At 71.4% G+C, this 12,314-nt stretch carries 12 protein-coding genes and 1 pseudogene; 5 read left to right on the plus strand and 8 right to left on the minus strand.

The features are described from left to right. Positions 1–83 precede the first annotated feature (83 nt). The gene (locus ACTOQ2_RS24965; protein ID WP_440066744.1) at positions 84–632 is read right to left on the minus strand and encodes an NUDIX domain-containing protein; all 549 of its coding nucleotides are present in this window, start codon (positions 630–632) and stop codon (positions 84–86) included. Then, positions 629–979, minus strand: coding sequence for a DUF952 domain-containing protein (locus ACTOQ2_RS24970; RefSeq protein WP_440089548.1), 351 nt, complete (start codon positions 977–979; stop codon positions 629–631). Before ACTOQ2_RS24970 ends, ACTOQ2_RS24965 begins: the two co-directional genes overlap by 4 nt. Positions 980–1,166: 187 nt before the next feature. Between ACTOQ2_RS24970 and ACTOQ2_RS24975 the strand changes: the two genes are divergently transcribed. Further along, complete coding sequence (locus ACTOQ2_RS24975; protein WP_440102632.1) at positions 1,167–4,952, plus strand: nSTAND1 domain-containing NTPase; 3,786 nt, start codon at positions 1,167–1,169, stop codon at positions 4,950–4,952. A 162-nt stretch (positions 4,953–5,114) separates the two neighbouring features. Beyond that, positions 5,115–5,552: a hypothetical protein gene (locus tag ACTOQ2_RS24980; RefSeq protein WP_440102634.1), complete on the plus strand. Its 438-nt coding sequence runs from the start codon at positions 5,115–5,117 to the stop codon at positions 5,550–5,552. 147 nt (positions 5,553–5,699) lie between these two features. Here ACTOQ2_RS24980 and ACTOQ2_RS24985 read toward each other — a convergent pair whose 3' ends face one another. The 3 genes from ACTOQ2_RS24985 to ACTOQ2_RS24995 form a co-directional block, all read right to left on the minus strand. Then, the gene (locus ACTOQ2_RS24985) at positions 5,700–6,050 is read right to left on the minus strand and encodes a hypothetical protein (protein WP_440102636.1); all 351 of its coding nucleotides are present in this window, start codon (positions 6,048–6,050) and stop codon (positions 5,700–5,702) included. Positions 6,051–6,220: 170 nt separating this feature from the next. Beyond that, positions 6,221–6,628, minus strand: coding sequence for a VOC family protein (locus ACTOQ2_RS24990; RefSeq protein WP_440102638.1), 408 nt, complete (start codon positions 6,626–6,628; stop codon positions 6,221–6,223). Next, a complete protein-coding gene (locus ACTOQ2_RS24995; RefSeq protein ID WP_440102640.1) occupies positions 6,625–7,395 on the minus strand; it encodes an arsenate reductase/protein-tyrosine-phosphatase family protein in 771 nt (256 codons plus the stop codon). Before ACTOQ2_RS24995 ends, ACTOQ2_RS24990 begins: the two co-directional genes overlap by 4 nt. A 116-nt stretch (positions 7,396–7,511) precedes the next feature. On the opposite strand from ACTOQ2_RS24995, the gene chrA reads away from it, so the two are divergent. Further along, on the plus strand, positions 7,512–8,750 hold the full coding sequence (chrA, locus tag ACTOQ2_RS25000; protein ID WP_440102642.1) for a chromate efflux transporter: 1,239 nt from the start codon (positions 7,512–7,514) through the stop codon (positions 8,748–8,750). 190 nt (positions 8,751–8,940) lie between these two features. Here chrA and ACTOQ2_RS25005 read toward each other — a convergent pair whose 3' ends face one another. Then, positions 8,941–9,525 carry a GNAT family N-acetyltransferase gene (locus tag ACTOQ2_RS25005; RefSeq protein ID WP_440102644.1) on the minus strand — a complete coding sequence of 195 codons (585 nt, stop codon included), beginning with the start codon at positions 9,523–9,525 and terminating at the stop codon, positions 8,941–8,943. A gap of 63 nt (positions 9,526–9,588) precedes the next feature. Continuing rightward, on the minus strand, positions 9,589–9,915 hold the full coding sequence (locus tag ACTOQ2_RS25010) for a DMT family transporter (protein WP_440102646.1): 327 nt from the start codon (positions 9,913–9,915) through the stop codon (positions 9,589–9,591). Positions 9,916–10,056: 141 nt separating this feature from the next. Between ACTOQ2_RS25010 and ACTOQ2_RS25015 the strand changes: the two genes are divergently transcribed. After that, positions 10,057–11,019 carry a radical SAM protein gene (locus tag ACTOQ2_RS25015; protein ID WP_440102648.1) on the plus strand — a complete coding sequence of 321 codons (963 nt, stop codon included), beginning with the start codon at positions 10,057–10,059 and terminating at the stop codon, positions 11,017–11,019. 246 nt (positions 11,020–11,265) lie between these two features. After that, positions 11,266–11,541: pseudogene (locus ACTOQ2_RS25020) on the plus strand (malic enzyme-like NAD(P)-binding protein); the annotation flags it as partial. Positions 11,542–11,610: 69 nt separating this feature from the next. On the opposite strand, the gene ACTOQ2_RS25025 reads toward ACTOQ2_RS25020, so the two are convergent. Then, positions 11,611–12,303 carry an HAD family hydrolase gene (locus tag ACTOQ2_RS25025; protein WP_440102650.1) on the minus strand — a complete coding sequence of 231 codons (693 nt, stop codon included), beginning with the start codon at positions 12,301–12,303 and terminating at the stop codon, positions 11,611–11,613. Positions 12,304–12,314 lie beyond the last annotated feature (11 nt).

Genomic DNA, 12,314 nt, shown 5'->3' on the forward strand with positions numbered 1-12,314 from the left:
CGGCGATCTGCTGCAGGCCATGCTCGATCGGGTTTTCCGGATCCGAGGCGGCCGGTCAGGTTCTCTCAGGCCGGGCAGGTCTCTCAGGCCGCCCCGCGCAGCAGGAGCATGGCGTAGGCGGCGATCGAGTTACTGTCGGTGATGGCGCCGTTGCGGATCATCTGTTCGAACTCGGCGCGCGACACCCAGTCCTGGCGCATGTCCTGTTCGGTGTGCTCGCGCTCGTGGGCGCCGGCGGTCAGACCGGTGGCGAGGAAGATGTCGTAGTTCTGGCCCATCGTGCCGTGCGCGTTGTCCAGGCGCCCCAGGTGGGTCATCGAGGTGGCTCGCAGGCCGGTCTCCTGGGTCAGTTCGGTATGGGCGGTGACCAGGGGTGAGGGGCTGTCCTTCACCCCGCCCTGGGGGAAGTTCCAGGTGCGGCGCCCCACCGGGTAGCGATACTCCTCCACCAGGTGGAACCCGTCGTTCTCCATGGGCATGACGATGGCGAAGTCCGGCGCGTCCACGACACCGTAGATGCCGTGGGAGCCGTCGGGGCGCTCGATGCGGTCCTCACGCACGCTGATCCACGGGTTGGTGTAGACGACCATGGAGTCGAGGGTGCGGATCGTCGGTCCGGATACGTCGGTCATGCGCGGAGCCTACTGAGCGGGCCGGGGCCGGGCGGGGTGAACGGCTGGACGCCGGTCACCGCGGTGACCGGCAGCGGCCCGTAGATGTGCGGGAACGCCTCGGGTGAGTCACCGGGCACCTCCTCCATGCGGACGTCGAGCCCGGCGGGGTCGACGCTCAGCAGCACCAGGGGGTCGGTGACGTCGCGGTAGAAGCGCTCCACGACGCCGCGCAGCTGCTCGTGGTCGGCGCAGGCGTGGATGAAGCCGACGTCGTCGAGGGTGCGGCCGATCGTGGAGACGCGGTACTCCCCCGCCTGCCGGGCGGCGTCCCAGTCGGAGGCCAGGGCGAGATGCAGAATGGTCATCGGATGACATGCTGCCCTGCCCGCGCCCGTCGTTCAACCGGGGGCGTCCTGGGCGGCCCCCACCCGGTTCCCGCTGCGTGACCTCGCGGATGTCGTCGCCGACCGCTTGGCGAGGGAGGGATGTCCTCCTCCTGACAAATGTCCGGAGCCGTCGGACAGCCGAGGGCACCTGTTCTACGATCGCGGCATGGAGGACGCCAGAGCGCGGTTCGCTCGGCGATTGCGGGCGTTGAAGGACGCCTCGGGGCTTTCGGTGCGCGCTTTGACGATCGCCAGCGCCCGTACGCCTCGCCGCCGTGAGGGCCGGGATCCGATCCGGCTGCCGCACAGCACGGTCGACGGGATGATCAGTCAGAGCAGGCCCGTGCGGCCTGAGCGGCACAACTTCGAGGTGTTCGTCGACACCTGTATCCGGGTGGCCGCCGAGACCGGACGTGTACTGCCCGATGGGCTCGGTGACCGGGAGGCGTGGGACGAGGCCTACCGGGCGCTGAACGATCAGATCGAGGAGCGCGAGCCGGTCCGCTCCGTCCCCCGTATCACTCGCACGGCGGAACCGTCGTCGCCCTACCGGGGGTTGGAGGCCTTCGGCCCTGCCGACGCCGACTATTTCTTCGGCCGCGACGCGCTGACGGCCGCGCTGCTGGATCGGATCACCGGCATCGGCGGCCTGCTGATCGTCATGGGCCCGTCAGGTTCGGGCAAGTCCTCCCTGCTGCGAGCCGGCCTGGTACCCGCGCTCGCCTGTGACGCCGTCACCGCCCCGGTCGTCTTCACCCCGGGCGCCGAACCGCTGCGAACCCTGTGTGACCTGGCCCAGAGCGGCGACGAGGTCGGCACCGACCGGCTGGCCGGGATTCTCAGGACGCGATGGTCGAACAGGGCCGTCATCATCGACCAGTTCGAAGAGGTGTTCACCGCCGGAGAGGAAAGCCGCCGCAGCACGTTCGTCGAGGTCGTCACAGCACTGGGTGCCGGCGCGGGCGGCCCGCTGGTGGTCGTTCTCGGGGTGCGGGCCGACTTTCTTGGCCACTGTGCCCAGTACTCGGCCCTCGTCCCCGCGGTCGAGCGCCCGGTGGTCGTCACGCCGATGACGCGGGAGAACCTGCTGGAGGTCATCACGGGCCCAGCGCGGCTGGCCGGCCTGACTTTACAGGACGGCCTCGCCGAGCTGCTGCTGGAGGACCTGCGCAGTGATCGCAATCACGCCGATGCCGTGGGGGTGCTGCCGCTGCTGTCCCACGCGCTGCGTGAGACGTGGGCGCACCGCGAAGGCACGGATCTGACGTTGGCCGGGTACCGGGCCTCGGGGGGCATCATCCGGTCGCTGGCCCAAAGCGCGGACGCCACCGTCAACAGCCTGGACCCGGTTGCTCGCCAGACGGCTCGCCGTCTGCTGACGCGGTTGGTCCACGTGGGCGTCGATGCCGCCGACACCGCGCGGCGGATGCCGCTCACCGGCCTGCCCGCCGATCCGCGCCTGCGGCAGGTACTGGATCATCTGGCGCGGGCCCGGCTGCTGAGCGTCGACGCCCAGAGCGTGCAGATCGCCCATGAGGCGCTGATCCGCGGCTGGCCGCGGCTGCGGACCTGGATCGAGGAGGATCGCGCCGACCTGGTGGTGCTGCAGCGTCTGGACGCCGACGCGGCCGCCTGGCAGGAGGGCGGGCGCGACGCGGCCTACCTGTACACCGGCAACCGGCTGCAGACGGCGCGTGACGCCTACGGTGCGGCCTCGTGGGCGCGTCCGGCCGACGACGCCTTGGCCCACGCCTTTCTGGCCGCCTCGCAAGAGGCCGCCGCCCACGCCAGGCGCGCGGCCGTGCGCAGGCGGCGACTGGCCCGTGCCGCACTGGTCCTGGTGAGCGTCCTGGCTTTGGCAGCCTCGGCCACCGGGGTGCTGGCGATGCGCACGGCCGACCGGGCCGAGGCACAGCGCCGCGAGGCCGTGTCACGGCTGCTGACGGCGCGCAGCGACGCGATGCGCACGGCCGACCCGATCGTGGCCGGCCTGCTCGCCGTGGCGGCATGGCGCTACACGCCCACCGAGGAGGCCAGGTACAGCATGCTGGCGGCGCTGGCCACTCCGCTGGAGGCCGTGCTGAACAGTCCGTCCGCCGACATCAGCGCGGTCGCCGTCGGCCCGGACGGCGAGACAGTCGCGACGGGAGACACGAGCGGGACGGTGCGTCTGTGGGACATCACCGGACGGCCCAAGGGGGCGCCGCTGACCGGACACAGGTCCGGTGTCTACCCCATCGTGTTCAGCCCGGACGGTGCCGTCATCGCCTCGGGCGACGGGGATGAGGAGCATGACGGTGTCGTCCTGATCAGGGACGCCGCCACCGGCCGGCTGCTCACCTCACCGCTGACCGGCCACCGAGGCGCTCTGAGCGCCATCGCCTTCAGCCACGATGGCGCGACGCTGAGCACGGCCGATGAGAACCAGATCGTCCAGCACTGGGACACCAAGACCTGGCGTCGCCTCGGACCCGCCTTCGGGCCGCCGCGCGAGGGCGAGGGCACCTGGACCCGGCTCGGTGCCGGCGGCTCGGCCCTGGCCGTCCAGGGGGACGGCTCCAGCACCGCCTCGAACTGGCAGGTCTGGGACCTGACCACCGGCCGGCCGTACGGGCCCCCCATCGTGGCCGGTGAACTGGCGTTCAGCCCGGACGGCCGGACGGTCATCACCTCCAACGACAACTTCGGCGAGGACGGCGGCCTGGTCCAGCAGTGGGACCTCACCACCTACCGCAAGATCGGTACCCCGGTGCGCGTCGGCACGTCGATCTATTCGATGACCTACAGCCCCGACGGCCGGACCGTCGCGATCGGCGGTGGTGACGGCGTCGTCCGTTTCCTCGACTCCCGCACCCGCCGGCCGACGGGGGCCGTCCTGCGCGGGCACAGCACCTTCGTCTCCGATCTGGCCTACTCCGCCGACGGCGCCCATCTGATGACCACCGCCACCGAGCGCAACGCCCGCATCTGGGACACCACGAGCTGGGCCCAGGTATCCGGACCCGCGCCCGCGCCCGCGGCCGCGGCCGACCGGTTCGTCAGCGCGGCCGCGATCAGCGGCGACGGCCGCGTCATGGCCATCCAGACGGATGGAATACGCCCGCGTGGTCCCTCGCGGAGTTCCGTCCGCCTCCTGGACGCGGCCACCGGGCGGCCAACCGGCGACCCGCTCGACCTCGGGCCGAGCGATTCCTTCCCCAGCGGCATCGTCATGGGCCGCGATGGCCGCCTCCTGGGGATCAGCGCCGGCCGCTTCCTCTCCGGCAAGGACGGTGGCATGACCACCGACGGCACCCGGCTCAGGGTCATGGACCTGGCGGCTCGCCGCCAGGTGAGCACGGTCGACCGTCTCCCAGGCTCGATCAACGCCATCGCGATCAGCCCCGACGACAGCGTGATCGCAACGGCAGGGGCCAATCTCACGCTGCGCAGCACGACGACCCTGCGGCAGATCGCGGCCTCGCCGGCCCTGGGCTTCGACGTCTATGCCATGGCCTTCACCCCCGACGGCAAGGCGATCATCACGGCGGAGACCAATGGCGCCGACACCGGAGGCCTCATCCGTGTACTGCGCGTCGGCGACTGGGCGCAGATCGGCAACCCCTTCCCCAGCCCCGCCTCCGTCACGGCCATGACCCTCAGCCGGGACGGCGCCTATCTGGCGACCGGTGAAGACGACGGCTCCCTGCGCCTGTGGGACGTCCGGTCGCGGCGCCAGATCGCGGTTGCGCCGCCCGTCGGCTCCACCGAGGAGCCGGTGAACGTGACGTTCGACCCGGAGGGCACCACCCTGCTGGCCGTGGCTCGCGACGGCACCGCCAAGCGGTGGCCGCTGCGGCTGACCTCCGACCCCTACCGGCAGGTGTGCGCGGTGGCCGGCCGGTCGCTGACGCCGAAGGAGTGGCGGGAATTCCTGCCCGCGGGCGAGCCGTACACGGCGACGTGTCCGTGAGCTGTCCGGTGCCGCCGGACACCGGGGAACCGGCGGAGGCCAGGGCCTGACCAGGCCGGAAGAAACCACGCACGGGGAAAGCGTCCGGCCTGCTGGCCGGACAGGCCGTCGCGTCCGCACTGTGGGCTTCGACCAAACCTTCCTGCTTCCTGGAGCCCTTCCATGCGCGCTTACCCGCTCACCGCCACCCTCCTCTCCACCGCGCTGCTGGCGGCCGTCCTTTCCACCGCGCCCGCCCAAGCCGCGCCCGCCCAAGCCGCGTCCGCTCAAGCCGCGTCCGCCTCAGCCGGAGGAGGCAGGTGCTCGGGAACGAGTTGCTCGTTCTCCTTCTCCCCCGCCACGACGGCCGCGATGAAGAAGGCCGCCGACCGGGCCGGCTGGCTCGCCGGACCGACCGCCGACATCATCTGCCTCCGCATTCCCAACCGCCTGGTCAGGTTCGCGTGCTCGGCGGCGCTGCTCTTCCCCTACAACAAGGCCAAGAAGCGCCTCACCGAGGCCTACGCCGAGGGCGGCTGCTTCGTGGTCAAGGCCGAACTGGGGTTCACCGTGCCCATCAGGTTCACAACCGCCTCAGCCGGCGACCCCTACTGCGGATGATCCAGGAATGCCGTCAACGAGCGTGCCACCGGCTGCCGTATGCCGGTGGCCCCTGTCAAAGGCTCCAGGCGGGTCACCGGCATCAACCCCGGAGGCAGCGGGCTGAAGGGCGCGTCCCCGGGATTCCCGGGGACGCGCCCAACCCGGTCAGTACACTTCGATCTTGTTCGCGTTGATGTCGTCCAGCACTGCGATGATCTGGCTGTAGCGCGCCGAGGTGCTGGAGTCGACCGGCAACAGCAGCGTGGCGGTGATGGCCACCCCGGAGGCGGCGCCCCCGCCGGTGTTGGCGTAGGTGATGGCCCGACCCGCGTTGACCGTGGCCGACTGGCCGACGGTCAGCACCGGGGCCCGTACCGTGGTCCTGGCCTGGGCGGTGTTGTCGCTGAGCGTCGGATCGGGCACGCCGTCGGTGTCGGTCCCGGTCACGCTGTTGGTGAGCACGGTCCCGTCGAGGGTGAGCCATGGACTGGAGCGAAGCTGCGGGCGGCGGCGCATAGCAGGGCGAAACACACGCCCCGGCTTTCGCGGAGTCGCTGGTCGACTTACATGCCTCTATCCCTTTCAAGAGAGGTCGGCATGTCAAAGAGACATATCCCCTTGAGTTCCGTCGCAAGGCCTGAGGACCTGTCGAAGGCCGGCCAGGACGCGGTCGCGGCGGGCGCCGGTCAGGCTCGGGCCGGTGTGGTGGCAGCCGGAGTGCGGGCGGGTTCGAAGAGTTCGACGAGGTTGCCAGCGGGGTCGGTGAGCAGGATCTGGCGTCCGCCGGGGCCGGCGACCACGTCGCCGTGGAAGGACAGGCCGGCGTCGCGGAGCCGGTCGGTCTCGGTGTCGAGGTCGTCGACGATGAGGTGGATGCGGTTGCGGCCGGCGGGGGTGCCCGGGGGTGTGGCGCGGGCGCCGGAGCTGGCGGGCCCGGACAGCAGGAGCCGCAGCGGTCCGCGTACGACGTCGGCGAAGGCGGGCGTGGCGTCCATGCGCAGGGTGAAGCCGAGGTGGGTGGTGTAGTAGCCGACGGCCGCGGTCACGTCGTCGACGAGGTAGCGGACGGTGGCGAACTGGTCGGGTGCGGTCATGGCTGGGCCTCTCGCGGTGTGAGGACGGGTAGCAGGTGGCGGACACGGGTGTCGATCTCCGCCACGGTGCGGGCGAAGGCGGGATATCCGGCCTGTTCGGCGACGGGGTCGGGGATGCTCCAGTGGACGCGCCGGGAGTGGTCGCCGAAGTCGGGGCAGACCTCGCGGACCTTGTCGCACAGGCTGACGACGTGGTCGAAGTGGCGCCCGGTCAGGGTGTCCAGGTGCCGGGGGCGCTGGTCCCCGAGGTCGATGCCGTAGCCCTCGCGCAGGGCCCGGACGGCGTCGGGGTGCAGGCGCGGCCGGGGGTGGCTGCCCGCGCTGGCGACCTCGAGGTGGCCGCCGCCGCCGTGACGCAGCAGGGCTTCGGCGATCGGTGAGCGGGCGCTGTTGCCGGTGCAGGCGAACAGGACGGCGGGCGGGCGCGCGGGCGCCAGGGGTGCCAGGGGTGGCGGGGATGGGGCCGGGGTGAGGCGCAGCGCGGGGTGCAGCGCGAGGCCGGTGGCGGCCAGGGCGTGGGCGCAGCGGTCCAGGTCCAGGTGGTAGTAGCTGTCGCGGGCGTCGGCGCTGCTGCGCCGCGTGGTGACCAGGCCGCCGTCGCGCAGCAGCCGCAGATGGTAGGAGACCAGGTTCTGCGGGTGATCCACCAGGTCCACCAGTTCGCGTACCCGGTAGTCGCTCGTGGCCAGCTCGGTCAGCAGCCGCCACCGCAGCGGATGGCCGGCCAGCCGTACGAAGGCCGGGGCGGGTTGAGCGGAAGTCACCACGTCGTGATAATACATCAAACAGATTTGATGCATCAGGCTCGGCGGGCATATCCGGCCTGAGCCCTGATGCGGGTCCTCGCGCCGGGCGACCCGCGCGACCAAGGGAAAGAGCGACAGTGGCAGATGAACAGGTCACCGACGGCCCCGAAGACGGCCCCGAAGACGGCCCCGAAGACGGCCCCGAAGACGGCCCCGAAGACGGCCCCGAAGACGGCAAGGTGTCCTGGCGTACGGTTCGGGAGGTGGCGCTGCTGTTTCTCAAGCTCGGCACCATCGCCTTCGGCGGCCCGGCCGCGCACACCGCGATGATGCGTGATGAGCTGGTACGCCGCCGCGGCTGGGTCAGCGACGAGCGGTTCGTCGACCTGATGGGCGCCACCAACCTCATCCCCGGCCCCAACTCCACCGAGCTGGCCATCCATCTGGGCTTCGACCGCGCCCGCTGGCGCGGCCTGATCGCCGCCGGCCTCTGCTTCATCCTCCCGGCCGCGCTGATCGTCACCGCTCTGGCCTGGGCCTATGTCACCTACGGGACGACACCCGCCGTCGAGGGCATCCTGTACGGCATCGTCCCGGCGGTGATCGCGATCATCGCCCACGCCCTGTTCGGCCTGCTGCGCACGGTGATCAAGAACGTGTGGTTCGCGCTGCTGGCCGTCGCCGCCCTGGCCGCCTACCTGCTCGGGATCAACGAGCTGCTCGTGATGGCCGTCGGCGCGATGCTCGCGGCGGCGGCGCACGCGTTCCGCCGCCGTCGGGAGGCCGCGCACGGGATGCTCGCGCTGCCGTTGCTCGGCCTGGGCTCGCCGCTCTTCCCCGATCCCACCGGGGGCCAGCTGGCGCAGCTGTTCCTCACCATGCTGAAGATCGGATCGGTGCTGTACGGCAGCGGCTACGTACTGCTGGCCTTCCTGCGCGGCGACTTCGTCGAGCGGCTCGGCTGGATCACCGGCCCGCAGCTCATCGACGCCGTCTCCATCGGCCAGGTCACCCCGGGCCCGGTGTTCACCACCGCCACCTTCATCGGCTATCTCATCGCCGGCCCCGTCGGAGCGTTCCTGGCCACCGTCGCCATCTTCCTGCCGTCCTTCGTCTTCGTCGGCCTGCTCACCAAGCTCACCGACAGGCTCCGCTCCAGCGCCTGGACCTCCGCCCTGCTCGACGGCCTCAACGTCGCCGCCCTGGCCCTCATGGCCGGCGTCTCCTTCCAGCTCGGCCGAACCGCGATCGTCGACCCCCTCACCGCCGTGATCGCCCTGGCCACTTTGGCGCTGTTGTGGAGGACCAGGCTCAACAACGCCTGGTACATCGCCGCCGGCGCCGCCGTCGGCCTGGCCCACACTCTGCTGACCTGAAGGGCTGACCTGAAGGCCTCCCCGGCGAACGACGCCGCGCCCACCCGCCCCTGACCGCCGGCCGGGCACCGCGGCCCGCGGCGCGTCCTCGCGCGGCGGGAAGCGCGCCTCCGGCTCGAGGAACTTCGGCATCGGGGCGACGCCGGGTCACGCGGTCCCGGCCGTGTTCGCCGGCGGGGCGAGGTCCTTCTCATCCAGCCGGTACGGGGGTGGTTCGGTGCCGGGCGTGCCACTCGCGTCGCAGGATGGCGTAGACGAGCTCGCTGGTCCACCCGCCCTTGACGATCTCGTTGTCGACGAAGTGGGCCTCGCGGCGCATGCCGAGTTTCTCCAGCACACGGGCCGAGGCCTCGTTGCGGGCGTCCAGGCGGCCGACGATGCGGTGCAGGCTCAGGCCGTCGAAGCCGAGTTCCAGCATGACCCGGCCGGCCTCGGTGGCGTATCCCCTGCCGTGGTGGCCGGGGTGGAAGACGTAGCCGATCTCGCCGGCGCGCTGTGAGCGGCTGTGCCAGATGAGGAGGACGTCACCGAGCAGCTCGCCGGTGGCGGCCAGTTCCACCGCCAGGGTGAGGGACTGTCCCTCCTCCAGCAGCGCCGTCTCGCCGATCTTTCTTTCCAGTGCCTCGCGGGTCTGCTCGCGGTCGCGTGGCTCCCAGTACAGGTAGCGGGCGACCTGGGGCAGGCGGTGGATGGCGTACAGGCCGTCGAGGTCGGCCGGGGTGTAGGGACGCAGGGTCAGGCGGTCGGTCCGGATGGGGTAGGAAGGCTTCAGCACCGGGCCAGATTAGGCCGCCCGCCGCGCGGCGGGCGAGGCATTATCGGCGGGCTCGGGCGGGGTTCAGTGGGCGCTCCCGGCCAGGTTGAGCACCACGACACCGCTGATGATCAAGACGACGCCCGCGATCTTGGCGAGGCTGATCGTCTCACCGAGGAAGAGCACGCCGATGGCGGCGATGGCGGCGGTGCCCACTCCGGCCCAGACCGCGTAGGCGGTGCCGACCTCCATCTGCAGTTTGAGCGCCTGGGCCAGCAGGACGAACGCGGCGGCGTAGCCGGCGACGACGAGGACCGACCAGCCCTTGTGGGCGAACCCGTCGCTCAGCTTGAGGGCGGTGGTCGCCACGATCTCGGCGATGATCGCCCCGGCAAGGATCAACCACGCCATAATTCCCCCACTCCCCCAAAAATCGGCATAAACATACCATTTCCATTGATCGGTGATGGCCGGGTCCCGGGAACGAGACCGTCCGGCGCCACGACCTGCCCGGCTTGCGAGCGGTGTCGAAAGCGTGTTCCACTGGGCCGCATGCCATGGGACGCGCCCGCCCTGCTCGCCGCGCCGCCCGACGTCAGGCCGCGCATCGAGCGCTCCGCGCTGACCAGGGTCCACGGGGCCCTGACCTGCTACGAGGTGCAGGCGCGCACCGCGCTGGACCGCACCCCCGAGGGCTGGGCGGTCAGCCCCTACCGGGGGTGTGCCCAGGCCTGCCGTTACTGCTCGGTGCGCCGGGGACACCGCTACCTGGGGCTGAACGCCGAAGGCGACTTCGACTCCCGGATCGTGGTGCGCACCAACATCGTGCGGAGACTTCGCGCGGAGCTGGGCTCGCGCTGGGACGGCGAGCACGTCACCGTCGGCGTGGGGGGCGACTGCTACCAGGGCGCCGAAGAGGTCTACCGGCTGATGCCCGGCCTGGTCACCGCGTTGCGCGAGGCCGGAGCGCCGTTCACCGTGTTCACCAAGAGCCGGTTGATCCTGCGTGACGCCGATCTGCTGGCCGCCACCCCGGGGGCCGGAGTGGTGGTCTCGATCGCCTTCGTCGACGACCGGATCCGCCGCAGCGTGGAGCCCGGCGCCCCCAGCGCGCAAAAACGCCTGGAGCTGGTGGCCGAGCTGAACGAGCGGGGGGTGGCGTGCGGGGTGGCGATGGCGCCGATCCTGCCGCTGCTGACCGACTCCCCCGACCAGCTCGCGGCCACCGTGCGCCGCGTCGCCGACGCCGGGGCCGTCAGTCTCGTGCCGCACGTGCTGCGCCTGCCCCCCGGTGCCCGTGAGTGGTATCTCGCCTGGCTGGGTGAGCACCATCCGGCGCTGGCGCCTCGCTACGCCGAGCTGTACGGCAGGGGCGCCGACGCCGAACCCGGCTACGTGCGCGGCCTGACCGGCCAGGTGGCGCGGCTGGCCGCCCGCTACGGGATGGGCCCGACACGGCCCGAGCAGCCCCTGCCGCTGGCCCTGCCCCGGCAGGCTCAGCTCACCCTCGTCTGAAAAGAGACAGTAAGGTGTCGTCGATCTGGATCTCGTAGCCGCCCGCGACCGCCGAGCTGGGGCCGGTGGAGGCGGGCGCAAGCCGAGGAAGACGCCTGCGCCGAAGAGACGCGGGCGTACACCACGGTGGTTGCGCCGTGCGAGGCGACAGGATCGACGTCTGCGACCGGGATCAGCTGTCCGACCTTACGAGCGGGCACGGGCAGGATGCCTTCCACCGGCCGCCTGCCCGCCTTCAACGACGACATGCAGGGCACCGGCGCGATCGTGCTGGCGGCCATGCTGGGCGCCGCCCGCGTCTCGGGCACCCCCATGCGCGACCAGAGGGTCGTCGTCTTCGGCGCCGGTACGGCGGGCATCGGGATCGCCGACCAGTCGCGCGACACGCTCAGCCCGGCCATCGGCTACGACGAGGCCGCGCGCATCGCCCACCGCGCGCTGCGCGAGGACCTCACCCTCAAGGACGCCGCCCTGCGGTCGGGCGTCGACGAGACCCTCTACGACAGGGTCGTCGATCCCGAACGCCTCACCCGGCCCGGCGTGGCCGCCGCCGACTCCGCTGACTCCGCCGACGGGACCTGGGGTCATCCCTCAGAAGTGGTCCAGCAGTTCGGGGAACCTGCCCAACCGCAGCACCCGCTCGTCACCGGGGTCGAGGTCGCTCTGCTCCAGCGCCCAGGTGTGGTCGTTGGGGATGAACACGGCGTTCATCCCCGCCTGCCGGGCCGGAAGGATGTCCGACTTCGGGGAGTTGCCGATCATCCAGGTCGTCGCGGGCGCCAGCGCGTGCTCGCGGGCCAGCCACCGGTAGGTGCCGACGTCCTTCTCCGCCACGATGTGCACGTCACGGAAGTGGTGGGCCAGCCGCGAGGCCTCCAGCTTGCGCCGCTGCTCGTCCAGGTCGCCCTTGGTGAGCAGCAGCAGCTCGTGGCGCTCGCCCAGGGCCGTGAGCGTCTCGGCGACGCCCTCGACCAGCTCCACCCGGCGCTCGACCAGGGCCAGGGCCAGCTCGTCGATGCGGCGGCGCTCGGCCTCGGTCGCGGGACGCTCGCTCAGCCGCTCGAAGCACTCGCCGAGACTGCGCAGGAACATCGTGCTGCCGTAGCCGTGGGTGACGGCGTTGGCCGCCTGGATGTCGTCGAGGACGGCGCGGATCTGGGCCCGCTCCAGGGTCGGATGCGCCAGCCAGTCGAGAAAGTCCTCGACGACCCGCTCGAACAGCACGTTGTTCTCCCACAGCGTGTCGTCGGCGTCGAAGATGAGCACCTGCGTCTGGAGCCTCACACGGTCCTCCC

Source organism: Streptosporangium sp. H16, from assembly GCF_051918855.1.
In the GTDB taxonomy this organism is placed as follows: Bacteria; Actinomycetota; Actinomycetes; order Streptosporangiales; family Streptosporangiaceae; genus Streptosporangium.